We start from the raw sequence: 23,615 nt of genomic DNA, 5'->3' as shown, positions 1-23,615 counted from the left end.
TGTTAGCTGACGGTAATTACAGCGGTGTCAGTAAAGCCACCGTCTTCTGTTTTGGCGGTGATAGTCGCGGTGTCTGCTGATGCCGCGCCAGCCGCGACAGTCACCAAGCCGTTTGCATCGACGGTTGCGACGTTCGCGTTACTGGACTGATAAGTAACATCTTTGTTACTGGCGTCATCCGGCGTGATAGTCGGCGTTAACTGTTGAGTGTCACCCGCGGCGACAGATGCCGTTTTAGGGGCAACGGTTACACCAGTTACCGGAACATCACGCGGATAGCCCGCCGCCAGAACGTCACCATCGGTCACAATAACAACCGCTGTACCGCCACGCTGTACAGGCGTATCAAAGCGAAAACGTGTTTTTTCATCTGCTCCGGCAACACCCCACTCCATATAGCCGGTGGTGGTATTACGGCCCTTCGGAATAGCCAGGTCGCCGACCTTCGGGAGATCGCCCGATTTCACGGCAACGCGGATTGGCCCATGCTCTACAATGCCGATCGGACAATTAATCGTCACGACGCCAATTTTGACATTACTGCCGAATCCAGGCGTCGCGGGCATGTTTGAATGAGCGCCAACAGCAACACCAATTGCATCAGTAGCTGCGTCAGCGTCAGCCAGCGCAACAACGGTCGAGTCGTTACCAGAAGTCAGTTTTACGGCGTCTCCCGGAGCAACCTCGCCGCCTGCACGACGCGAGCTAACGCGAGCAGAAGAACGGAAAGACGGAAGTACAACCAGGTCGCCCGGCAAGCCAGCGTCAAAATCATCTTTAATAGTGGTTTGCATTATTTCGCCGCCTGTTTTTTGTGACCTAAGGTGCGGGCCTGATATTCCTGATGCGCGGTTTTATCGTTATTTCCCTGCTCATCGGTATTGAGGCCGCGAGGATTACGCGGGGTTTGGTCGAATTTCTTACCGCAGGCCACCAGCGCCATCGACAGAGCAACATCAATTTGTTCATCGCTCCAGCTATCCATATTAATTTCGGGATTCGCTTTCCTGATGATGGCCTGCTTAACCAGAGTAATATCACCCAGGCTGTCAGTATTGATATTCAGGCGCTTAGCAGCTTCTTTAAGCTGGTGCTCCTGGCGACCATCAGTAACGCCGCGCTCATACGCTTCTGTACTTGCTGAGTCCATGTTGATAAGGCGATTATTTGCCTTCAGTAAATCACCGCGTACAGTGCTAAGCTCACTCGTTAGCGTCTGATTTGTCGATTTAAGTGCTTCGATTTCGGCTAACGCCTCATCTAGTTCCATCGGTTCACCGTCCAGATTGAATGTTGCTGTTTTAACTCGTGGGTTACGCACGATGCTTACATGGTCATATTCAAGACCTTCATTCACCGTGTCGAACTGAACGCCATCAGGGGAAACCCCGTCGCGCTTAATTTTATTTCTGACTGCATAACCAGCAGACGCACCTCGCAGACGTTTATCCTGCTTTATGAGGCGAATCGACTGTTCATCCCGGACTTGCACCGTCGCCATCAGGTCATCGCCTTGCCGATATGCCGCCGTAACAATCCCAGCATTTACCGCACGGTAATTTTTTGAATTAACCGCCCCAGGGGGATGACGTGATACCGTCACAGTCTTGCCAATTAAGGTATTCATTGAGTCCTGGTTAAACAATTCATCGGCTGAGCGGTACTCTTTAGCCGTGAATGCGTCACCGCGCTTGCGGTCATAAACCAGCACGCCCGGACGGGCGATCGGAATATCAATCTGGAGATAACCCTCTGGGGTTATCGTCCATTGCTTGATAGCGTCAAGATTGACGGGGGTTTCTTGCTGCAATTTCTTTCTCCGCGTTTGCAACGTCTGACGCAGAGAACAACCACTCTGGATAACATCGGCAACCGTGGGGTTGTCCGGGGTTTCCGTCGCGTGGCGGTCTGGTCAGCGTATAGGCCTCTCCCTCCCGCACAACATGCAATTTTCGCTCGCGTTCGTCTAACATCCCCCGCCAGCGGTAATATTCCATCCCCCCGGCGCGGGCGTTAGCCTCTTCCAGATTCCAGGCCTGATTACCAATCTCGTTACGGGCAACGTTACGAGCCCGGCGATAGGGAATATCCATTTCGATCGCAAGTTTGTCAGCTATGTAGTCAACACCGCGCCCCTCGCGTAGCCCCTGCTGCATGGTCTTGATGCCGCGATGCAGGGCATCTTCGCTAACGCCTTGCATCCGGCCCATTGTTGATTCAAGCCAATCGCTGGTTTGCTGTAGCAGTTTTTTATCACCGTCATAGATATCGACAGAAATAAGGTCCGCCATGCTCTCATGGGGTAATGTGACGCCCGGCGCAAGCTCAACGCCTGCCGCCGCGCGGATAATTAACCGGAAATCATCGACAGCAGAGTTAACAAGCTGAGTACTGGCGGAATCGACCGCCGCCAGTGATGGCGCTATGCTGGCTTCCCGTATTGTTTCTGTTAGAGATAGCAGCGGTTTTGATATCACCCCCGCCGCGTCAGCCGTAGCCGGTGCTCCTGTTCGCATGTCAACCAGCGCAGCACCGTTGACCCGGAAACGCTGATAATAGCTATCGTAATAAGCGTCAGTGAGGCCAAACCTTCCGTTGACGATAGCGGCCTGCACATCATCAGCAGTTTTATTAATGGCCCGTATAAAAGCATCTGGAGAGGTGTTATTAGCCTTCGCAACGGCTTTCGCAAGGCTAATAGCTGATTGACGCCGAACTTCACTGAATGCATACGCGGGTACGGCTCCAAATTCACCATCTTTGAGCAATGCGGGAACAGCACGGAGAAAGAGCGCCGAATCCGGCGCAATTTCCATAGCCACAGCACGAATGATGGTTTCCTGCCTGCTGCGCGGTAGCTTCGAGTAGTTCGCCCCCATCTGCTGGCGAATATAAATGCGCACTTTTTTAACCGTTGCGGCGGCTACTAACTCCCCCAGCAGGTCATCAACAGAAACATCTTTCCCATCGGCGGCATCAGTATTGATGACCGCGCCAGCCCTGCCAATTGCCCGGTAAGTTTTTAAACAGGCATCGCGAACCCACTTACCAAACTGTTGAGCGTTATCCCCCAGGCGCTGAGCGTATACAGCCTCGACAGCCAGCGGGTAACCCGCGTCATATCGTGGCTCACTCTTTGCCATTATTGGCCTCGTTATTATCGTCTTTGGCGTTATTCTGGTTTAGTTTTCCCTGATTCTGGTCTGAACTATGGTCATTCTGACCATCAATGGTTCCAGTGGCTGGCGCAGTGGTAGACAGCAAAACGACGGCGTCCGTTTCTTTTGCCGTGGCGCGGGCCTCTTCGCTGGTTATAGCCCGCATGCCGTAGTAAATCTGCACGGTTTCAGCAACTTTCTTGTCCCGGTCAACTTCCCGGTCTATCTGCCCTTGCGACTTATTCGGAATGAAATTTGCCCGTATGCCAAGATAGCGCAGCGCCAGCTTTTTGAGAGCAGGGATAATGTCATTTGTTGTGATGTGAGATACAAGGTTTTGCCATTGCGCATCAGCGCTGGTATCACTGTTTGATAGCCCGCCCTTGCGCTCTGCCAGCATTGCGATCGGAAATCCTGTTTCAGCGCACACCAGCTTGATAGCCATATCAACAAGGTCGGCTGTACCTGTCATTGATGTTTGAAGACGTGATATTTTTTCATTTAAATCAATGGCTATCATGTCATTTAGATGACGAGTCGCGGCAATTCCGCCAATGCGACGCGCAACACTGGCCTCACCTTTCGCAGTTTTTAAATCTTCGGTAAGTTCTTCTTTTTGATAAATATCCTGAACAGACAAAGACAAAATACTAATGATTAACTCATGAGACAGACCAAGCCGCTGCAATGCTGCATATGGCTTACTAAGCAACGGCGCGCCAAATTCAATACCAACGCTGGCGTAAATCGGCTGGTATTCTGGATCCCCAAACAAGATAGAATCCTCTTGCTCAATGAAGACCTCACCGCCTATCGGGCTTTTTAGCTGAATGCGCCACCCCTCCGGCAGACCGAACTGCGGGGAGTTGTAATCGGTAAACCAATCATTGGACGGTGTCACCCAGTTCGCGCCGTGGCTTCGTACCCATTCATCACCCATCACGAGCACTGACCATCCCATGTGACGTTTGAGCACTACAGCTTTTTCAACACACTGCCACACGCGCATGTCGCTAAATAGCGACTCAATTTTCAGTGCGTCATCCGGGTTATCTGTCACCACAGCAAACTGATTAAGCATCGCAGCGGCAACCGGTTCGCTGATAATGCGCCAGCCTATGCCGGACATTTCCCCAGCCATCGCAGCCACTAGCGGAATCATGCCCTCAGTTGCACGCGCTTTCATGCGGTTAGCGGTAGGTGACCCCATTCCCGCCGCGCCTTTTGAAAGGCCACCCGCCGCCGCCGTCATCATGCTTACGTAGCCGTCGTGGTTATATTGTGCGGGCTGTACGCCCTCTTTAGTCAGGATCCCCTCAACGGGAATCAGGCTTGCTTTGCTCGTCATTGGATAATTCCTGATTTCATACGGACCAGATGCGGGAATATGGCGTCGGCGTAGTCAGTGGACACACCGAGCCGTTTTTTAACTTTTTTCTTCTCTTCGATAATGATTTTGTCCTCCGGCGTGGTTTCCCACATAACGCCTGTCGAATCGGACATGATGCGATCGAGATAGCGGCGCGGAATGTCGCTGGATATCGCAAACAGACCATCTGGCGGCATAATGCCGGTTTCAAGCCAACGGACCGTATCATTGACCGCGTCGCGGTATGCCCACCACGCTTGCGCCCGCAGGTTATGGAATGTTTCTTCATTCATCCGCCCGCCGCGATAGCGCGTTGTTTTCCGCTGCACCTTGCCCTGAGCAACAAATTTGCGGAATTCAATGTCTGAATCCTCATATTTGTTAAGCTCGCCCTTCACGCCGGAACCGACCCCAACAGAGTCATAAATCAGGACGCTACATCCTTCTGCCTCTGCCAATTTAAGAGCCTGTACGGCTAGCTGCACGGTATCGCGGGCCTGTAAACGTTCCACACGGTACAAAAAACGCCCGTTAAAGAACGACAACACCGAATCATCATCGCCATCATCAGCAACATCGAGTACAGCCGTTTTAACGCCAGTGCGGCAGGCTTTCGCCAGCTTAGAATCAGGGCTGACAACCAGCCGCTCAAGATTCCCGCGATGAACAACCGCGCCCGGCAAATCATTGACGGGAACACCGTTCCAGATGTTGTCATAGCGGTCGGGGTAATATTTCAGTGTGTAAAGGCGCTCTTTGTTTAGCGTCGTGTTAAAGAATGGGTTGTGATACCAGTTCACCTCCTCTACAAACCAATCGTCCTCAGCGTTAAGCACAAAACGCACGTATGTTTCATCCCAGGCAAAAGCCGGGTTAAAAGTAATCCACAACTCAGCGCCTTCACGGCGTAGCGTCGGTGCGAGGGTTTCCCATGCTTCGGCGGTAATAGCGTGGGCCTCTTCCACCCAGCAGATATCAATACCCTCGATTGATTTAATACTGTCGAGGTTTGACTGAAAGCCCAGGAACCGGAATTCAGCGCCTGATTTCGCTTTTATGCTGTTGTTTGTGATGGTGAATTCAGATTCATAGCCCAGGCGGCGAATGGTATCGCTTAGCAGCTTATGTGATGACGCATCGATTGATTTCTGCACTCGACGCAAACACAAAATGCGCAAGTCATACCGGACAGTCATTTCAATCAGCGCTTCAGCGATACGCCATGATTTACTTGAACCTCGCCCACCACGCAGACATTTAACGCGATGAGGCTGGGTTGTCAGCACGCGCATGGTGCGACGCCACTCTGCCATCTTCTTTTTGTCAGATAGCCAGTAACTGCGGCGTTCTAAGTCGTCATCTGTCGCTAATTCAATCGCCGTCATTGCCGCCCATATCCCTGTAGAGGTCCGTTAGCGTTTCGCGCGCGATTCGTTTGCCCTCGTCCGTTATCGGCTTGCTGATATCGACGCCCGCCAGCGTGAGGATCCGCGCGGCGAGATTGGACTTATCCAGCCCTTCAACCTGCCATCCGTGCTTTGTGCGCTTGATGTTTTTCACGGCTCTGGTGTCGATCGCCGCCAGGCGGCTTCGGAATACTTCAGGATCAAGACGCATTTTTTCCAGCGCCTGCAATTCCAGCATGACCGCCGTTGCATCCGGCGCGCGAAAACGCGCAGACAGGTCAATCAATGCCTCCTGCCTGCCAACGATATCTTTTGCAATGATGTGCTTTCGGTAAACGCTGACTGCCTGCTGTATTTCGTTGTCTTTGAGCAACTTTTCAGCCTGAAAATCATCGTTAAACCCTTTGTAATCTCTACTACGCGACCTGGCATAGCTAAAGCCTGGAGCCTCCCTCTCCTCAGCTACCAGCTTTGCAAATGCATCATCGCGCTTACTTATTTTTATGGTCACAATGCCCCCTTTGTGAGGCTTGCAGCGTAGCGAGGAAACTGGAGGATCGAAAACGGCGTTACCGCTGGCGTGTAGTACAAATAAAAAAAAGCCACTCCGGGGGCGGAATGGCTCAACATCACAAAGGGTAAAGCAATGGCAATCTCACTAAAAGGTGAGGCAATTATTGTGTTTGCAAAGCTGGTAATCAAAAAACTGTGCGAGAGGGATAGGTGGCATTTGAAGTGCGGCCCTTTCAAACGAAAAAGCCGCCCCCGAAGGAGCGGCATTCAAAAGGTGCTTAGGCCATGCGTCGCAGTATGAAAGGCGGGGATTTCTCCCCGCCCTGATTTAGCGACTCTCCTTAGCTTCGTAGGCAAACTTTGCCGCTACTTGCACCCCTCCCTGACCTATTGACGCTTCACAAAGCGTCCGATTAAGGGCGGTGTACGCCAGTAACGCCGCGATAAAAATCGCGATGAACAAAAATACTCCTTTGTAAAACAAAGTTGCCTCCTTCGCTTTTGGGAGGCTATAATCGTGTTGTCACGCAAGATTAGAGGCCTCGTTGGTTAATGAAAATTGACCTTCGGGGCTTTTATCTATCTGTCGCACGGTAACATGAGACAGATAGCCTCAAGCACCGAGCGGGATTATACCCACAACTATCACCTCACATCAAAAATATTACCCTCGCCTATTTTTACTTATTTGTAGTTTATATAAGCTCTTACGTGTATCAGCAGCGCCTGGATAGCCAAGCAAACCAAAGACAGGAAAGCACGCTCCCTATCGATATTCCTAAGGCCAGTGTTGCTACAAATTCCGCATAAGACATAAAGATCCCCTAACGAGTTACAGTGATATTGTGGCAACAATAACGTTTTTTGTGTCTATTCTCGGAACTTTCGCCAGCGGGTATATCAGTTATCCGCGTTTTAATTTTGAAACATGCTCATCCCATTTATAGAACATTTCACTCATCATTTGATTTTGTTGCGCCCTGTCATAACCAGTTTCGGAGCAGAAGTCGCTAACGAATTTTTCCGCTCTATCTGTCATTCTCAGTACGTTCTGGACTGTCACCTGAAAAACCGCTCTTTCCTGTTCCGTTTTCCATTGAAACTCGCGTGAGAACTTCTCGGCGAACAAAATAACGTTAAGCCCGAAAGTATGCGCATCTAATCCGTAGGTATTCATATCCATTCTCAGTGCATGGTTAATTGTCGCTTGATTCTAATTTGTAGTTGAAATAAGATCTATATCAGGTGCTCAAAACACCTTACAAGAAGCGGTAAATCACCCCGTCAGCGTGATTTTTTTGTGCCCAGAATTTATGCTCTGGTAGTTTCGGCTACGTGAGTGCTGAATTATGGGGTGGAGTGCGACGAATAGCAGGCCTCTCCGTCTGTGAATAAGTCCGCCGACTTCTTGCGGTTTTGAGCTCCACCCCGCCCCATCTCAAAAGTGGGGATTCAGTCTCACAAGAAGGAGCATACCATGTCTACATTACTGTCTATCCCTGACACTGCCGAACTGCTGGCGCATACCATTACTGCCCTTAAAGCCGCAGGCTATGCCAGCGCAGCAATGATACCCGTTCATAAAAACCACTCAAATCAGGGCGAAAAAACAGAAGTACAGCAGCCCGCCGCCGCAGCACAAGAGGTCTACGTCGCTCCCGGTAAGCAGTATGCTAACGTCCTTGAAGCGCTGGCGCACATGACCCACATGGTTAAAAACCCGCAGCGTGACAGCTACAACGAAGCCCTCGACTTTACCCACGCCAGCCTGGCCCAGATGCTGGACGCGCTCCGCGACCCGATTTATCAGCATGGCCTGATGCTGAAACAGGAATTTGCAAAAGGCGACGAATTGCCGCTCGAAATGGTGACGACCTTCCTGCACATCCCGACCAACACAGAGGTTTCTTTCCGTCTCCCGGCGTACATGAAAGAAGATAAACGCCTGGACGAATGCCAGAAAGTTGGCGCAACCTTCACCTACTTCCGCCGCTACGGGCTTCGCCAGGCTCTGGATATCACTGATGGTGATGATGACGCAGACCAGGCCGATCGCAAACGCGACCGCCGCAAAGCTCGCGCCCTTAACAGCAGCCGCGAATGGAAGCCGACCACCAGCGCTCGTACAAAACCAGAAGCTATTCTCAATATGTTGGTTGCCGCAGGCGAATTCACCGGCTCTGCTATTGTCGCCCAGGCGAAAGCCCGCAATCCGTTTCTACGCACCCCCGCAGAAGTCGCAGATGACACTATCAGCAATGTTAACGGCCTGCTGGATGATGAAGCACAGGCGCGCGATACCGTGCTGCGCTATGGGCTGACAGATGTTCACTGGCAGAGTTTTTATCAACAGGCGGGACTGTTTAAAGCCGATGGTGACGAACTTATCGATACGCGCACAGGTAAGCATGTTGATGCAGAAACGGCTATGAATATTGCCGAATCACTCACAGGAATTGCGCTTTCCACTGCTGATAACAGCAACGTTCGCGATTCCAGCGACAGAGTAGTTCCCGCAGGTACTTTTATTCCCGACTGCACGCCGCTGAGTGCTGAGGAAGAGGCTTTTATCCTCGCTATCGAGAACGGCCATGATGATGAAATTATGGAAATCGCCATGCGTCAGATGGAAGCTCATGTAGCTAGCGGCCTCAATATGCGTGAGGTACACGCAGACACAAGCTATCACCGCCGCAACTGGTATAATGCCTGCCGCGACTTCTACACCCTATCCCTGATGGCTGGCGACGTTAAGGCCAAACCCGATATGACCGCCGCCCGAAATCTGGCTGACACTATCGCCGCTGATACTGACACGATGAGTCAGAAAGCCGCGATTGCGATCGAGGTTACGCGTGGTAACGCCAGCACTCCCGACAAACTGCAACAGCTACGCGAAATCGCGAAACGTTGCGACGACCATACATCCGGCTTCATCGACACGCTTATTTTGCATGTTGAGAGTAACGGGTTAACCAGCGAAACCCCTGTATACATTCCTGAATCTGACCTGCCTTACTGATATGTGGGGTAACGGTCATGAAAACCGCACAAGAAAAGTTACAGTGTCACCACGACAAGCAGCGTGAATATCAGGCGCGGGCCATTGCCCGCCAGCGCGAAAAGCTCGCGGACCCAAACTGGAGAGCCGAACAGTATGAAAAGCAACGAAAACGACAGGAAAACAGCGCGGAACGAGCAAAAAGAAAGCCGATTAAATGCCGTGGGTTGAAGGGGCGAACGCCAACCGCAGCAGAACGCAGGATAATGAATAAAATCGGCTCCCTGCCTTGTATCGCCTGTTATGTGCATGGTGTCGTTAACGAGAATACGACCATTCATCACATTAGCGGCAGAACGGCTGACGGCGCACATGCTTTTATCCTGCCCTTGTGCGATGGTCATCATCAGCACGCTGCACCGGCATCAGTCCGCGCCGCCTATCCCTGGCTTGTTCCTGTTCATGCCGATGGAACATGCGGAGGAAAGAGCGCATTTAAAGCGCTCAACGGCTCGCAGGAGCATCTTTATCAGCTTTGTCTCGAAATGATAGCCTGAAACCATCCGCAAGCCGCCAGCGCCGTCTGGCGGCATTACCGCTCGCCGCTTTGCTGTATGCTGCCCCTAACCTCGCTTTTAATGACACCCAACCAAATCAGAAGAGGTGTCTATGTCAGAAAATAACTACGGTTCGCTGATGATGAAATTGACCGTCGGTGTCAGTGATGATATCAACGCCATTTTATCACCAGGCATCTATCCAATCCCACCAGCGAATGCATCATCACCCGATAGCCTGGGCGGCGTATTAATACTTCCCTCAGGCTCACCAGCTCGGCGATTTTTTATATCTGATTCAATTATCTTTTTAACTTCAACTAGAAACGGCGATAAATGGACTTCGTGGCGTGGTCCCTTATCCCGAATCAATCCTTTTGCTGACATTAAAGCTGACGGTACTGCTGCTATTGCAGAAGCCCTATCAAATCTTCAATTGAGAGAATCATTCTCCGGGGTCGTTGGGACGTCACTAAACGCTCGCATGAGCATCAGCGCCGCAGCAGCAACAGCGACATTCACAGCAGACGAGCTAATCGTTGAGGCAGCAACAGGCCAGCAGTACAGGCTAAGCGCATTCAATAAGACAGTGAATCTCGGTGCGGTAGGTGCAGGCGGGATGGATGCTGGGACGGTTCCAGCGTCTGGTTTTGTTGCGCTGTATGCGATTTTCAACCCAACGACAAACACGTCAGCATTGCTCGCGGTCGATGCAACAAGCATTAATGCGCCAGAACTTTACGGCGGCGCTAATATGCCAGCTGGCTACACTGCAAGCGCATTGGTCAGCGTTTGGCGGGTTTCAGGCTCACAGTTCGTCGCGGGGTATCAAACAGGGCGGTCTGTATCATTCCCGCGCCAGATAGCGTTAACATCGACGTCGCAAATCACGTCGCTAACAGCGTTGTCTATTGCAGGGATCGTCCCAAAAAACGCAACTGATATCAGCGGCTACGGCTCGCTATATTCAACGGCGGCGACCGGCGGCCTGATTATTGATGTTGCCTCTGGAGCGTCGGGCGCAGGAATTATTTCTATCGGGGGCTACGTAGGAAACACGGGGCTCGGCGTGTATGGGCAGTTCTCAAGCTTGGCCCTGGTTACTCCGCAGACTATGTATTACGACATAAACCCAAACGGCTCGGTTGTTCAATCATGGTCGGCATCAATTGTCATATCGAGGTACTCAATTTGATTTCTGTTGAATTAACAAAAGATGGTAAATCCGTTGTTTCGGTGTTCTCGTGCCCGCAAGCGCACTCAACTGAAATTGAGCAATCTGATGCGCGTTACATTGAGTTCTATAACGCGCAACCAGATGCAATTCGGCAAGTACTGCCCGGCTCGCTGGCCCCGCAGCCTGAATAACTCCAAAGGCCGCATTTATGCGGCCTGTTCTTTTTGGGCGCTCTTATGATGAACCTCCCATAGAGAAACACCCATTGAATCGCAGAAATCACCCAGGTAGCTTAGCCCCGACCATTCTCTGATACCGCCTCTGGCGGCTTCAACAAACATAGCCGCCCCTACTGACCGATGAACCCCGAACAAGCTCCAGCGCCCACGGTCATTCTTTACGGCGACCACTCGCGTGAACACACCATTGTGATAAAGGTCTTTCCATTGCGGTTTTTTGCGCGTTGTCATTTTCATAAAAAACAAACCCCCGAATTGTTATTAACAAACCGGGGGAATGTTGCCACAAAACTTATTAATGCCTTTTTTATTTCTCAGCGGTCACGATGCCTGCGCTATATCTCGTGCTGACGGTAATGGGTTGCTATACACCATGCCGCTGATAATTGGCGCAATATCGGTCTGTGATTCGTCTTTACGCTTGAGCGTCACTGAAAGTGCCCGGCTGACTTCCTCGTCACTTAATTTCTGTGTTGATAACAGTATTATTGTCAGTGGAATTACCACCAACCCCGATTGCTCAAGGAATCGACGCTTTCCGCCGAGTTTATAGACAGGTGTGACGCCGGAAACCGACAGCCCGAAATAGTCATCTGGCGCGGTATCAGTGGCTGTTTTTGCCGGGCAAAAGATTACCGCTTTATCAAAGCCGGTAACCGATAATTCAAGCGCAGACAAATCAGGCGGCATCGACACAGGAGCATTCTCCCCGTGGAATATCTCCAGTTCGCACACAACGCGCTGTAGCGGGTTTTGAAACGCAAGAGCCCAGCTACCAGCCAATAAGCCGCCAAACACGTCTATGGTGTGTTGAGGGTACGGAATATTGTTAATTGGCGCGTCACTTCCGCGAACCTCGGCAGGCAGAACCCAATCAGGCACTAGTGATACGTCATTAATGGTTGCTGATTCAAGGTCAGATATAGCGACTAGCTCATCCGGTGTTAAAGACATTATTTCCCCTTAGCCGTTAAAATCTGGTCAATATTATCGGCCTGTGCGTATAGGTCATGAAAGATAAAATTAAGCTCGGAAACATCAAGTGGATCGCCAAGCACCACCCTACCTGTAGCATCGGTGTATGTCGGCGCAAACCCAACAGACTGTTTAGTTGCTGACGGCTGCGTTTTACTCCCCACCGCACCGCCATTCATCCGGTATTCCCGATCTAAACGTGCAAAACTTTTCATGCGTTTGCTCTCGCCAACAGCGCTTTATACTTTGCGTACAGGTCATGAAGAATGAAGTTCATCGCCTGTGCCGTCATTCCGTCCCCAAGCACCAGATTACCTTGCTCGTCAATGTAGGTCGGCGCAAACCCCGTAGCTTGCAGTTCTTGTGATGGTTCCTCTCTGTTCGGGATTTCAGCGTTATCCAATCCAGGATATGTCTTATCGGTATCTGCCCAGCTATCCATTTTTCACCACCATTTTCTTTACTGTTACAAGAGTGTTGAACGGCTCTGTTAACCCAGCGCCTCGTTTTAAATGCGTCCACGCAACACGGGTTAATAGCGATTTCGTCGCGGTGACCCTCAACCCTTTTGCATCCGCTGCTCTGATTGTTTTTTGCGTGTATTCGTACTGAGAACCTCCCCAGACACACGGGAAGACGTTACCCGGAAACATTGGCGCATGATTTGTCATTTTGACGTTGGCTGGCGTCGCCGCGCTGTAAACATCGGCGGCTAATGTGGCTGATGCGAGCGTTTCAGGAATTTCTATATCCGGAGCCATCCCCCCAAATTGGACAAACACCATTCGCAGAGGAACACGATTAAATGCAGCACCCACCGCGCCAGTGGTTAGGCCAACCTTATCAAGACGTAGCCAGGTAAGTTTATAAACCTGCTGCACAAACGCCCCCAGGGATGGGCGAGATTGGGCGGCTACAGTGAGACTCCCTTGCTCCTGCTGTAGTGCCTCGCGGTATGTGTCATCATCCCTCCCATCTCGCCCTAAAGCGTATTGCTCACCCCAGGCGTCAAGGAGAACACCTGTTGAATCAGTAAGGGAGAACCCTTTTTTAAGATACTCTATGGCCTGATTGATATTAGCGTGACTTGATTTAAGGCCCGCCACCATATCAATATTACGTTGTTTTCTGTTTTTGCTGGTGTACCTGGATTTCGCTAGCACATCCGGCGATTTAATAATTGGCTCCATCAGACCACCGCCACAGAATTTAGGTCAGTAACAGCAACAATCCCGCTGTCTATCGGAACATGTTTACCTGTTGGATCCGCAGCGGTCCCTACCTTCACATCAACGTCGGTTAATGTGGGAAATGCAATCAGTAAATGAGCATAAATTTGACCAGCGAAAACATCTTTACCAACTCCCAACGTAGCAATAAACGCTGCAACTGTATTCTGCGCCACGCTGATATAGTCATCTGGTCGGCCTGTAGTTTCTTTGTCCCAGACATCGCCAGACACTGAAACGTAAATTAGCTGGAAACTTTGACGGCTAAAATAAACTGTCTCAGTTACTTCGCCATCAGTCGCCGTACCGGCTTGATCGCCATAAAATCCACATTCACCAGCCGCAGCCCCATATATAGCCTGTGCGATAGCATTTGCATCGCCACCTGCGACAAAGACCTGCACTGATTTACCGGGGATCCCCGCCGCGTTAGTTTCTATATCCCGGTTATTTACAACATCAGCAAATGTGACGCCATCTACTGCCAGCACCGCATTTTTGATACCCGGCCTGGCAGCGCTTACGCTGCTACGCCCCGCCGCCGCTGCAATCTGCATACGATCGCGATATGACTCATCATCTTCGATAAGAAACCCTTTAAGGCCATTCGCCAACACCAATATGTCATCAGTCGCGATATATCCAAATAGAGCCTGGGGAAACTCTGTATCGCTCTGATAATAGGCTGTTGCCGGAATACCCGTTCGTACAACGCTAAACACATCATCAGAAAACGAGAACTGAGCCAGCGAACGCCCATCAGAAGAGTAAAGCATTTCCCCGTACGCCGTTTTATATGTTGTCATCGATGCTTCGGCATCAGCGATAACAGCATACAAACGGGCAATAATTGAATCGGAAGTGTCACCAGATTGATATTGTGTTGAATAGGGCTTGCCCGCGACACTAATCGTAAATGTATTACCGGTTGTTATTGCATTATCTTTGACTGATAGCACATACCCAGCGGCGGTTTTATCATTCTCTTTTACATCACTGAGGGGCATCCAATCGCCACTTGCTCCCGAAATAGTAAAAGCGGTCCCAGCAGCAACCGTTTTTCCAGGCTCCAGCAAATAGATAACATATGCCATCGAACGAGTAAGCCCGGCGCGGCGAAGATTAAAACGCTCTCCCAAACCATCGAGCTGAGCCCCTTCACCCATTGAAATGAAAAAACCAGCAAATACCCACCCGATCGCCTCAATGATATTCAAATCATCTTCCGCAACAATGGCGATTGTTTGTCCAACAAGAGAATCGCCGTCAGGATTTATATCACCCAACGCACCCTTTAATTTTTCGTATTTGTCGCCTCTTATTTCTGGCAATCTTGCGCCTATCCAGCCGCTGTCGTTAACTAATTCCACTGGTTACCTCTGTACTTACTGGCCCCATATAAACCGCAAAACGGATAAAATAATTACCTTTTGCATCACTAACAGCCGTGGTTTTTGCATCTGTAACGGCTGGTGTCCGGCGTGCTTCTGCATTAATCATGTTTGATACAATCGATGCTGGTAGCTTCGATGCGAGAATGCCGGGCGTCCAGGGTAGACCCTGAGTTTCATCAAGCCACCATTCACCCTTGTTCGTCGAAACTCTGATTTCAGCCTGCTGAGCAACGCCATCAATACCGCCATCCAGCACAAAATCACCATTGCGGAGGATTACGCCGTCGTCATCTTGCATTATGTCTAACATCAGTAATTCATCCCCTCTACAAACGCCAGCCCTGATACCCACACAAGGCAGCGCTGAGCCCCTACCGACTCAACACGCTGAACCTTACCAACGGGGATAACTCGTTTCCCCCGGCAAGTCGGCATAATCAAAACTAACGGCTCTCCATCCTCTGGCCTAATATTTGAGAGAAAGCATCCCTTTGATGCTTGTCGGTATTGGCTGGTATTTATGTTCATTCTGAGTGCCTCCACGTTTCAACGCGGACAATCGTTACCGCAGCATCAAGAGACTCAATATCGAGCAGGTCATCGAGGTCAAATCCTTCGCCAGCGTCATTCAGCATCTGAGCCATAGCCGCCTGATGTGGCAGTTCAAAAGGCAGATCGCTATAAAATGGCATGTACTGGTCTTTAGCTTCACGGCACGCCGCCATAACCATTAACAGCGGTGCATTGATGAGAGGAACACATTCCACGGACTCAGCAACAAGGCCAATGCGTTCCGTAACATTGATAATTTCACCTTTGCTGATGCTGGTGGCGTAATCACCCGCCATCAAAAAACCGCCGTTTGAAAGCGCTAATTGCGCTGCTGCTTCGCTCAATTTCATGTCGTATCCTTATGTTGGCTCGTTGGTTTGGTTGCCCTGGCCGTTTTCTAAATGGGTGTGGGCTTTGCCTGACTTACCGTCGCTGATATGGTCCGATGCGTTGCTGACGCCTTTAACATCCACATCACCGCCAAACGTAGCTTTTGCACCGCCGTCAGCGCCCTGGCTCAACCCTTGCTCCATAACTACGTCGTCATGGAATGTCGTCTTGCCTGTGAAGTCGTTACCGCCCGGCGCGACAAAACTGATTTTGTCGCCTGAAAGAGTGATTTCAGCGCCGCCGCCTGATGCTGCTTTAACGGTGTTGTCATCCAATTCAACAAAGGCGCTTCCACTGAATACACGTATGCCAGCGCCATCAGGCATCTGGTGGCTGGCAAAATCGGAAAAGCCGCAAAAAGCGACAGCAGAAGAAAGGGTTTTGTGGTCGGGCTCGTCACCATCACCATGCGACAGGGCAATCAGCAGGCATTCATCACCCGGCTTAACACGACCGGAAACGCCGGACGCGCCGCCATCCCAAACAAGAGAAACCAGGCGGACGTTTTCAACCTCTGAGTAGGAAACAGGATCCGCATTGTCACCAAATGTGCGTTTTGCTGTTGGGATGACCGTTGCCCGACCTCCACTAACGGATACAATTTTTGCCTCAAGCGCGAAAAGCGCAGAGTTAAGCGCCTGGTCAACAATGGCGGTAATTTGGCTCGCGGCTCTCATGCAATAATCCCCTCCCATGATGAGCTACGCGGCTGTCTGTCTCTGGTGCTGAAACGATGAGCAATTTTCTTTACAACAACGTTCCAGTTTTCCCCCATTGATGGCGATGACAGAATCACCGTCTCGCCGATCTCCACACCGCCACGTAACAGCGATTCCCATGTAATGGCCTCAATAACCCCCATCTGACGACGAGCACCTTTGGTGTAATCGACCTGCGAGTTTTTGGGGGGCCATACATATGTTTTGATGCTTTTTTCGTGCGCCGTCTGAATACGCTCTTTCTCTGACTGCTGTTTCTTTTTGCGCTTCGGGGAGTGAATTTTTAGTAATGGAGTACCAAGCAGACCGCTTGCCGGGGAAAAGACAGCAGCACCATCAACAATGGAATCACCGGCTGTCACGACAATAGACTGATACTGGAGTGACCAGGTCACATTTAATGGGCGGCAAAGGCTTGTCAGCACGTCGCGAGAAAGTGCCGCCGCGCTGATATTTTTTGTGAGAGTAAGAGCCGCTGCTGCTTTTGATAGCTGGTAACCCAGCCCCATATCGGACGCCACCTGCGATACAGCCTCTTTGAGGCTTTGCCCTTTTCTGAATTTGCGTGATGTGACGCTGGCACGAAATGGAATTAATGCCTCGTACAGCTTCATTTTCAGGCCATAGACTTCACCGGGTTTCACATTCACGGCGCTGATTAGTTCGCCCTGAAACAGGGTAAAAATACCTTCATCTATATAGCCACCTGAAAATGTCACCATTGAACCAGCTTGAGCGATGGCGTTATGCGTTTCAGGGGTTAGCCCCCACACCGTCAAATCAGCTTCGTTTGGTTCTTTTTCATCATCACGGACGCAAGAAAAATCCACATCAACATCAGTAATGTGGATTGTTTCTCCATCTGTGCAAAAAACGGTGACCTGGTACTGCGGACCGTAAGCCATATACCCCTCCTTTATAGGAGTGATTTTTAGGCATTCACACGTCTAATTACAGAAACGCCGCCAGCGGTCATTGGCGTCATTATTTTGAACAAGGCTAAATCAGTGGATAAATAGAAGAAAAAACCCACCTGCATGTTTTTTGTTAGTGGTCAATATCGCGTCAAAGCCGCGCCATTGCTGAAGTTTATTGTGGAAAACATTAATCGTGCCAATGTTGTCATTGTTTTTACGCCGCTGTTGTCAGTGCGATTTTTAGACGGAAAAATATGTAACAGCGCAAACATGTATAAACGAGTAATAACTTGCTCATTCCATGCCCCGCCTATAAAGTGATTAATTGACTACAACCAATGCCAGAAACAAGCCTGACGCGGGTTCTACATTTTTTTGGCCTGCGCCTTACATCACCTCTCCATTTTTCGCCCGCACTCAATATTACACTGTCAATACACCAACAAAGCTGGTAAGACCAGGGCATAGAAACATTTATGAGCAATACGCCACTAACACACAGCTAGCAAATTGTTATCACCATGAATTTAATGAGATTTCCCCGCAAGCACCCTTTCCGGCTTTGTGTCTGCATGAAACATTTATTAATAAAATGACTGAAATGGTGTGTTTATTCATCGTTTTCGCGCATAACGCCGAAGTGTCAAACCTTATATATCCGTTTGCCTCACGCCTCTATCATATTGAGCAGAAATGATATTTTTACCGTGATATTTTTTTAATTTCCGACGACGGCGAAATTCAATTTATTGACAATAAAAAATGGTCACTTTTAGCCCAAAAAACAACCAAAATTGATAACTTGTTGTTTTTGCTACACTTAATAAATTATGCGTTATTTTTTGCATTATTTGATGTTTATCACTTTTTGTTTTCGCTTTTCCTGGTTCGTTAAATTTTATCCACACAACACATTTTTCACATTATCTGTTACATCTCTAACATTTAAATGTTAACTTTACTCCGCATTAATTTTTACGTTTCCATTACATCCTCTGAGCGTTCCCCCTCTGAGTTTCAGGCACAAAAAAACCCGGCTTAAGCCGGGCTAGTGCGATGGGGTTACCTGTCAGGCCATGTTAGAGAATGCGGCCTCTATCTCTCCTGCGCTAAGTGTCGCGATATCGTTGTAAAGCGCCATTGCATCGGCAAGGCACTGACGACCACCCATTAAAACCTTGTCGCCGCTCTTATTAATTAATTCAACCCGATAAATAGATGGCGCTGCTTTTAAATTAGTGCGTAACTGTAACGATTTAAACGCGCATCCGCGCGGGTAATTTGTTTTATACATAACATCATTATCTTTAATGCTCTGAACTGTCATTTCTCCACCGTCACACTAAGGTATTCATCAATTGAAGTCTTTAATATTTTGCGCATCGCTGAATATGGCGGCGACTGCAAATAAGCGGCAGGCACATCCTTAACTGCATGATTCAGGATTAATTCGGTCGCAAGATAATCCCCGCCGTGTACTGCGGCAGATGTGCGGAATATTTTACGTAAATCATGGCTACGCCATTTAAACCCAGCGCGAGAAATCACAGTGTTAAGCGTATTGTACTTAATTTCATAGTCTTCAATTATGCTCAACCATTCAGAAACCAAAGGAACATACTCAAGTGGCACAGGTAAAAGAAGGTCTGAATGGGTCTTTGTGCAACGGTCAGGAATAAACAAGCGCCCACCAGCCAGCATCGAATTGCGAGACAATGATAGTGTCTCTGTTGCCCTAGTGCCAAAGCACAGCATCACCCTTAGAGCGCATCTATAAGGCTCTCTAACGGCCTCAATATCGCGGACAACATCAGCATATTCATTCACACTTACGCGACCTGGTTTGCTCAAAGCTCTATGTCGTTTGATACGTCGCCCGATTGACCGCGCGGCGGTACGCATTGCGTCAAGCATTCGCCCCAGAGAACCCGGCGCAGCAGGTTTAAACTTGATATCGGCGTGAATAACCCACGCCACAACAGCAGCAACGCAGTCAATACGCTGGCGGATCGTTGACGCGGCAAGACCACCATCAATGCAACGGTCGGCATAGCGAATCCATGTATCCGGCACACTGGCGGCGCGAACCCCCAACGAGAGAACAGGCTCAAGCATACGCACCGCATGCCGTTCGTTAATGATGGTCTTTTCTCGCAAGCTGACCGCCCTTGCGCGGCGGTCAACCATTACCAATAAATCACTGAGCATGTTTATTCCCGTTAATCATGGCGGCGCGACTTGCTGTCCATGCTTTCCACATGTGGCGAGTGTAACTATCAGCGTAATTATCACCGTGAAGGAATTTACCCATTACGAAGTCATATTCCTGGCGTTCACGCCCCCATTTTTTGAGCATCCACGCTTCAAATTGCTCACGACCATCAGGCGCTGGCGGTACGGTGATGATTTGAAACTCTGCGTTATGCGGCTGGGCTTTCAACACAAAATCAACATGGTCGCGGCGGATTGTTTGCCACTCTGTCACCTGCCCGTTATAGCCGTTGCGGATGCGGTATTGATAGATAGGCTCGATATCAGGCGCAGTTAGTACAGTCAGGGCGATTTCTGCCACTCGCAACCGTACAGCGGCATACTGCCTTTGCGCTGGATGAGCCGAGAAATGTTCTGCGGCGTCGCGCCATGTATCAGCGTCTTCCCGCGCCTGCGCGATTAACTGCTCTTTAGTGAATTGTTCCATTCTGTGTACTCCCTCAAGCGTCCCAGTTGCTCACGTCTTCCGCCACGGCTTCGTCTGCTGCATCCTGGCTATCAATTACCTCGTGCCATGACTCAGCTGCTGCGGCGGTGACAGAAGCCCAATTTCTGGCGCAGTCTTTACGGTGTTTGCGGCTACCCATGTCCCACGCCGGATTTTTAAGCTCTTTGTTCCAGGCGCGAACCAGATATTTCATTGCTGATTTAGCCATTTTTCTGCTCTCCTTCGATAACCTGGATGCCAGCAATAGCACGCGCCAGCTGTTCCGCGGCTTTTAACTTCGCTCGGCGCATGCATTCACTGAACACATCACTGCTCACCCGGCTTTTCAATTGCTCCAGCAGCGCGTCGTTTTCGTACTGCCAGAGTAGACGGTTAACTTCCTTTTCCTGGCGGCGCAAAACAGCCAATTGTTCGCGGATTCTTGAACGGCACCAGAACCATGATTTATGCGCTGTGGTTGCCCGGATATACCATTCAGACTCTTTATCTGAATGCTTCCTTAGTTGCTCTTTGATGCTGTCTAACGTGCGGTTTGCCAGAGCTAACCCACGCAGGCAATCCTCGATTGTTTCCAGTGAGTCCATATTGATACGCCCATTTTCCAGCGTGATGCTCATCCTGTAATCTCCCCTCGCACAGCTAGCGCAGTGCGGATCGCTTTAGCAATTTGCGCGTATAAACTGGCGCTCTCGTAACCCTGCTCACCTGCCCACTCAAATATAACGGCGGTGAATTTCATATTACTGACGACTGTTGAGGTTGAGTCAGTACGGGAATAAAGCGCCGCCCACGCCCCCGGATTTGTTACGCGGCTTTTAATTCCACCTAGTGCAGGTGTAACACCTCGAATTGCAGCAGCATGACGCGCGGCAGTGGCCTTACTGACGCCCTCTTTTTCAGCACGTTCAGCGACCAGTTTTAAGCCATCCTCAATTAGCCCTTTTGAAAGGCGGCGTTCATTTCTTTTGGTCTTAATTTTTTCCATTTGCATCACCTTTAACAATCATCCAGGCTGTGGCATTCGGAGATAAGCGCACCTCTTCAACCAAACCACGCGCCGCCATATTTTTCAGTTTATGTCTTACATCGTACTGAAGGATTTGTTTTTCTGGATGCATACGGCATACACCCTCACGAATAAAACTGGTATGCATTATTTGGTTTTTTAAATCAGGGCTAGACCAACGGCTAAACACCTGAAAAATGTCAACGTCAGTTATGATATATCGGCGCATCATTTAGCCCTTCGGGGGACAATCTCAATTTTCCCGCACTCTGGAAAATCAATGCCAAACCGTAAAGCAGCAGCGGTATTTAACACCATGCGCATGCTGGGCGTAATTTCAAAACCTTCGACTCGACGAACCGTCGCGCGCACAACACCAACCAAAGAAGAAAAATCCTCTTTACTCATGCATAATTCGCGGCGAAGATTCCCGCTTATTAATAGGTCACTTAACTGACCAATGGTCATACGACGTTTTTCTGCCATTACTAACTTAATATTTTCACTAACCATATACCCCCCTTATGAAATGCTTAAAACAAATTGACCATCACTCACTTTTAGTGCGTGAATTGCTGTTCTTGATGTGCTCCAACCATCCCCGCTGCGTAGATGTAGTGGGATTGTTTGCCCTCTGTTAATTAATCGTTCAATAGCGCCAGCAGCCTGAATATCATTATTGGTACAAAAATAAATAGCCCGCTGCTTTCCCTTGCATATGTCGTTCTTCTCAGATCTAGATAAATATTTAGTAAGCGTTACTTCTCTTACTGCGACGGGATTAAGAACGAGATTTTCAATGTTATGCTTTCCATTGACTCTATTAGGATTTTTGTAAATGACCTCACCAGAAAGGCTACCATTTAGCATTAACCAGATAATGTCTTTCAGCGGATAGCAATTGCCCTGAATTAAAATATTCTCTTCGCCACCTCTGATGCGTACATATGCCTGGGTTCCTTGCTCACCCATTCCTTTACGCGATTTACGAAGTAATTTCCCTTCACGATATTCAAAAAGCTCATGGCACTTATGGTACAACCATGCTGAATTAGCCTCATCGCCACCGCGTTCAGCTTCACCGATGATATCGGCGAAAGGACTCACATCGCCGTCAGCTACGGCCTTAAGGGCTGCGCGCATCACATCCGGGAACTGAATAGCGTCATTGGCTAGTCGCTCCTGAGCACGGTTATATGTGTCTTCATCCGCGCGAAACTGGACTATTTTTTGTTGTTTTTTCATTTCAGTTCTCTATTAATTGCGGTGCTACATACACGCCAGTTCGTAACGCAGTATGAAATGCATTAGCAAGTCTACAGGCGTTAATTTCTTCTTTAGTCATCGCAGGGCGAGGCTTAACCGCCTTTTTCTTTTCCGGCCTTGCTGATTTGAGGGCGCGAGTAATCGCACCACTTACAAAGAAATTTTTCTGTGCTTTTTTTAGGTGGTAAATATATTTCCCTGATTCATTGCATTTTTTCTTTTCAATCTCCACGTATGGAGATCGAAACATATTCCAGATACGACGGGCGATATTCTTTGCCGTCTGTTTTTTGAATCTGGCGTTAACCTCTTCACGTATTTGCCCCATTGATAGCTTACGACCAAGCATAATTTTCACTAGGTCCTTAGCTGTCGCATTGCGTTTGAAACTTTCGTAAGCCAGCCGCAAAGATTCTTGAAAATAGTCTCGGGCGTTGCCGCCGTAGGTTGCCGCGCCCTTCCGGGCCAACTCCCATGCATGACGAAACACCAGTGCAAAATCGTGCATGATTGCCCTCATGTGTTCTTTTTCAGGGTTTTGTTGTCTCTGGCAATGAATATGCCGGGGATTCCGCTATGCGTGGCAATGTGGAAGAAAAGCCCGCGACGGCAAATTTCAGACAGGATTTTTGCAGTGCGTTCCGGCAGCGCCTGAACATATTGTGATGGGGAAATACTGGAGGCTTCATCGCCGAAAAGGTGAGCTACGTTATCACCCTCACCTAAACGACAACAAATGAGGAGCAAAGCACTAACAACGTGCTCCTCTCTACTTGTTTTGCTTAACCTTACGCCATGAATAGCCATAAAATACCCACACTCATAATGTGGTTACTCGATAATGGCCTTATTTTTTGTATATTATGTTAAATTGAATTTGAACCAACACCATAACCCAGTCCTTTACCGACTCCACCACATCCCCCTTAACCTTCTGGGATGTTTTGTCCTCATTTAATTCTATTTCATTGCGGCGCCTGCGTTTAGCGTCTACTTTCTTTACATCCTTTATTGCTCTCGGAAGCCTG

At 49.4% G+C, this 23,615-nt stretch carries 32 protein-coding genes; 4 read left to right on the top strand and 28 right to left on the bottom strand.

Annotated features, from left to right (window positions below; all coding sequences use genetic code 11):
- Nucleotides 1–2: 2 nt before the first annotated feature.
- The 7 genes from H7R58_RS11630 to H7R58_RS11595 all read right to left on the bottom strand — a co-directional run bounded on the left by H7R58_RS11630 (nt 3) and on the right by H7R58_RS11595 (nt 7,629).
- A complete protein-coding gene (locus H7R58_RS11630; protein WP_182934764.1) occupies nt 3–794 on the bottom strand; it encodes an Ig-like domain-containing protein in 792 nt (263 codons plus the stop codon).
- Nucleotides 794–1,810, bottom strand: a complete 1,017-nt coding sequence (locus tag H7R58_RS11625; protein WP_182934763.1) for a DUF2213 domain-containing protein — start codon at nt 1,808–1,810, stop codon at nt 794–796. The genes H7R58_RS11630 and H7R58_RS11625 overlap by 1 nt, the downstream gene beginning before the upstream one ends.
- A complete protein-coding gene (locus H7R58_RS11620; RefSeq protein ID WP_182934762.1) occupies nt 1,782–3,143 on the bottom strand; it encodes a phage minor head protein in 1,362 nt (453 codons plus the stop codon). The genes H7R58_RS11625 and H7R58_RS11620 overlap by 29 nt, the downstream gene beginning before the upstream one ends.
- Nucleotides 3,130–4,506, bottom strand: a complete 1,377-nt coding sequence (locus H7R58_RS11615) for an anti-CBASS protein Acb1 family protein (protein WP_182934761.1) — start codon at nt 4,504–4,506, stop codon at nt 3,130–3,132. Before H7R58_RS11615 ends, H7R58_RS11620 begins: the two co-directional genes overlap by 14 nt.
- Nucleotides 4,503–5,912: a PBSX family phage terminase large subunit gene (locus tag H7R58_RS11610; protein WP_182934760.1), complete on the bottom strand. Its 1,410-nt coding sequence runs from the start codon at nt 5,910–5,912 to the stop codon at nt 4,503–4,505. Before H7R58_RS11610 ends, H7R58_RS11615 begins: the two co-directional genes overlap by 4 nt.
- Nucleotides 5,899–6,306, bottom strand: coding sequence for a hypothetical protein (locus H7R58_RS11605; RefSeq protein ID WP_227674972.1), 408 nt, complete (start codon nt 6,304–6,306; stop codon nt 5,899–5,901). Before H7R58_RS11605 ends, H7R58_RS11610 begins: the two co-directional genes overlap by 14 nt.
- A 1,044-nt stretch (nt 6,307–7,350) precedes the next feature.
- Complete coding sequence (locus tag H7R58_RS11595) at nt 7,351–7,629, bottom strand: hypothetical protein (RefSeq protein WP_182934758.1); 279 nt, start codon at nt 7,627–7,629, stop codon at nt 7,351–7,353.
- A 294-nt stretch (nt 7,630–7,923) separates the two neighbouring features.
- On the opposite strand from H7R58_RS11595, the gene H7R58_RS11590 reads away from it, so the two are divergent.
- The 4 genes from H7R58_RS11590 (at nt 7,924) to H7R58_RS11575 (ending at nt 11,372) form a co-directional block, all read left to right on the top strand.
- On the top strand, nt 7,924–9,468 hold the full coding sequence (locus tag H7R58_RS11590; RefSeq protein WP_182934757.1) for an ERF family protein: 1,545 nt from the start codon (nt 7,924–7,926) through the stop codon (nt 9,466–9,468).
- Between the two features lie 17 nt (nt 9,469–9,485).
- Nucleotides 9,486–10,004: a Ref family recombination enhancement nuclease gene (locus tag H7R58_RS11585; protein WP_182934756.1), complete on the top strand. Its 519-nt coding sequence runs from the start codon at nt 9,486–9,488 to the stop codon at nt 10,002–10,004.
- A 112-nt stretch (nt 10,005–10,116) separates the two neighbouring features.
- Nucleotides 10,117–11,199: a hypothetical protein gene (locus tag H7R58_RS25295; RefSeq protein WP_227674971.1), complete on the top strand. Its 1,083-nt coding sequence runs from the start codon at nt 10,117–10,119 to the stop codon at nt 11,197–11,199.
- Nucleotides 11,196–11,372 (top strand): hypothetical protein, encoded by a 177-nt coding sequence (locus H7R58_RS11575; RefSeq protein ID WP_182934755.1) that lies wholly within the window; start codon nt 11,196–11,198, stop codon nt 11,370–11,372. Before H7R58_RS25295 ends, H7R58_RS11575 begins: the two co-directional genes overlap by 4 nt.
- Before the next feature lie 15 nt (nt 11,373–11,387).
- Here the strand turns inward: H7R58_RS11575 and H7R58_RS11570 are convergent, their stop codons facing one another.
- The 21 genes from H7R58_RS11570 to H7R58_RS11470 form a co-directional block, all read right to left on the bottom strand.
- Nucleotides 11,388–11,657: a hypothetical protein gene (locus H7R58_RS11570; RefSeq protein WP_182934754.1), complete on the bottom strand. Its 270-nt coding sequence runs from the start codon at nt 11,655–11,657 to the stop codon at nt 11,388–11,390.
- A gap of 84 nt (nt 11,658–11,741) precedes the next feature.
- The gene (locus H7R58_RS11565; RefSeq protein ID WP_182934753.1) at nt 11,742–12,374 is read right to left on the bottom strand and encodes a hypothetical protein; all 633 of its coding nucleotides are present in this window, start codon (nt 12,372–12,374) and stop codon (nt 11,742–11,744) included.
- Nucleotides 12,374–12,610 carry a hypothetical protein gene (locus tag H7R58_RS11560; protein ID WP_182934752.1) on the bottom strand — a complete coding sequence of 79 codons (237 nt, stop codon included), beginning with the start codon at nt 12,608–12,610 and terminating at the stop codon, nt 12,374–12,376. The genes H7R58_RS11565 and H7R58_RS11560 overlap by 1 nt, the downstream gene beginning before the upstream one ends.
- Nucleotides 12,607–12,837, bottom strand: coding sequence for a phosphoglycolate phosphatase (locus tag H7R58_RS11555; protein ID WP_182934751.1), 231 nt, complete (start codon nt 12,835–12,837; stop codon nt 12,607–12,609). The genes H7R58_RS11560 and H7R58_RS11555 overlap by 4 nt, the downstream gene beginning before the upstream one ends.
- Nucleotides 12,830–13,585 carry a hypothetical protein gene (locus H7R58_RS11550; protein ID WP_182934750.1) on the bottom strand — a complete coding sequence of 252 codons (756 nt, stop codon included), beginning with the start codon at nt 13,583–13,585 and terminating at the stop codon, nt 12,830–12,832. The genes H7R58_RS11555 and H7R58_RS11550 overlap by 8 nt, the downstream gene beginning before the upstream one ends.
- A complete protein-coding gene (locus H7R58_RS11545) occupies nt 13,585–14,994 on the bottom strand; it encodes a baseplate protein (protein WP_182934749.1) in 1,410 nt (469 codons plus the stop codon). The genes H7R58_RS11550 and H7R58_RS11545 overlap by 1 nt, the downstream gene beginning before the upstream one ends.
- Nucleotides 14,981–15,328 carry a hypothetical protein gene (locus tag H7R58_RS11540; protein ID WP_182934748.1) on the bottom strand — a complete coding sequence of 116 codons (348 nt, stop codon included), beginning with the start codon at nt 15,326–15,328 and terminating at the stop codon, nt 14,981–14,983. Before H7R58_RS11540 ends, H7R58_RS11545 begins: the two co-directional genes overlap by 14 nt.
- A 214-nt stretch (nt 15,329–15,542) precedes the next feature.
- Complete coding sequence (locus H7R58_RS11535; RefSeq protein WP_182934747.1) at nt 15,543–15,920, bottom strand: hypothetical protein; 378 nt, start codon at nt 15,918–15,920, stop codon at nt 15,543–15,545.
- Between the two features lie 9 nt (nt 15,921–15,929).
- Nucleotides 15,930–16,637: a phage baseplate protein gene (locus tag H7R58_RS11530; protein WP_182934746.1), complete on the bottom strand. Its 708-nt coding sequence runs from the start codon at nt 16,635–16,637 to the stop codon at nt 15,930–15,932.
- Entirely contained in the window at nt 16,634–17,584 is a 951-nt protein-coding gene (locus H7R58_RS11525) for a hypothetical protein (RefSeq protein WP_182934745.1), read from the bottom strand. The genes H7R58_RS11530 and H7R58_RS11525 overlap by 4 nt, the downstream gene beginning before the upstream one ends.
- A 1,081-nt stretch (nt 17,585–18,665) precedes the next feature.
- On the bottom strand, nt 18,666–18,923 hold the full coding sequence (locus H7R58_RS11520; protein ID WP_182934744.1) for a hypothetical protein: 258 nt from the start codon (nt 18,921–18,923) through the stop codon (nt 18,666–18,668).
- Entirely contained in the window at nt 18,920–19,804 is an 885-nt protein-coding gene (locus tag H7R58_RS11515; RefSeq protein WP_182934743.1) for a site-specific integrase, read from the bottom strand. Before H7R58_RS11515 ends, H7R58_RS11520 begins: the two co-directional genes overlap by 4 nt.
- A complete protein-coding gene (locus H7R58_RS11510) occupies nt 19,794–20,294 on the bottom strand; it encodes a hypothetical protein (protein ID WP_182934742.1) in 501 nt (166 codons plus the stop codon). The genes H7R58_RS11515 and H7R58_RS11510 overlap by 11 nt, the downstream gene beginning before the upstream one ends.
- A gap of 13 nt (nt 20,295–20,307) precedes the next feature.
- Nucleotides 20,308–20,523 (bottom strand): hypothetical protein, encoded by a 216-nt coding sequence (locus H7R58_RS11505; protein WP_182934741.1) that lies wholly within the window; start codon nt 20,521–20,523, stop codon nt 20,308–20,310.
- Nucleotides 20,516–20,932 carry a hypothetical protein gene (locus H7R58_RS11500; protein ID WP_182934740.1) on the bottom strand — a complete coding sequence of 139 codons (417 nt, stop codon included), beginning with the start codon at nt 20,930–20,932 and terminating at the stop codon, nt 20,516–20,518. The genes H7R58_RS11505 and H7R58_RS11500 overlap by 8 nt, the downstream gene beginning before the upstream one ends.
- A complete protein-coding gene (locus H7R58_RS11495; protein WP_182934739.1) occupies nt 20,929–21,300 on the bottom strand; it encodes a hypothetical protein in 372 nt (123 codons plus the stop codon). Before H7R58_RS11495 ends, H7R58_RS11500 begins: the two co-directional genes overlap by 4 nt.
- Nucleotides 21,287–21,553, bottom strand: a complete 267-nt coding sequence (locus H7R58_RS11490; protein WP_227674970.1) for a hypothetical protein — start codon at nt 21,551–21,553, stop codon at nt 21,287–21,289. Before H7R58_RS11490 ends, H7R58_RS11495 begins: the two co-directional genes overlap by 14 nt.
- Nucleotides 21,550–21,834: an XRE family transcriptional regulator gene (locus tag H7R58_RS11485; RefSeq protein ID WP_182934738.1), complete on the bottom strand. Its 285-nt coding sequence runs from the start codon at nt 21,832–21,834 to the stop codon at nt 21,550–21,552. The genes H7R58_RS11490 and H7R58_RS11485 overlap by 4 nt, the downstream gene beginning before the upstream one ends.
- Before the next feature lie 9 nt (nt 21,835–21,843).
- Nucleotides 21,844–22,566: a hypothetical protein gene (locus tag H7R58_RS11480; protein ID WP_182934737.1), complete on the bottom strand. Its 723-nt coding sequence runs from the start codon at nt 22,564–22,566 to the stop codon at nt 21,844–21,846.
- A gap of 1 nt (nt 22,567) precedes the next feature.
- On the bottom strand, nt 22,568–23,095 hold the full coding sequence (locus tag H7R58_RS11475; protein ID WP_182934736.1) for a hypothetical protein: 528 nt from the start codon (nt 23,093–23,095) through the stop codon (nt 22,568–22,570).
- 8 nt (nt 23,096–23,103) lie between these two features.
- The gene (locus tag H7R58_RS11470) at nt 23,104–23,394 is read right to left on the bottom strand and encodes a hypothetical protein (RefSeq protein ID WP_182934735.1); all 291 of its coding nucleotides are present in this window, start codon (nt 23,392–23,394) and stop codon (nt 23,104–23,106) included.
- Between the last annotated feature and the right edge of the window lie 221 nt (nt 23,395–23,615).

The sequence above is a fragment of the Klebsiella sp. WP4-W18-ESBL-05 genome (assembly GCF_014169075.1).
Lineage (GTDB): Bacteria > Pseudomonadota > Gammaproteobacteria > Enterobacterales > Enterobacteriaceae > Kluyvera > Kluyvera ascorbata_B.
This window is presented reverse-complemented; position numbering and strand designations above follow the sequence as displayed.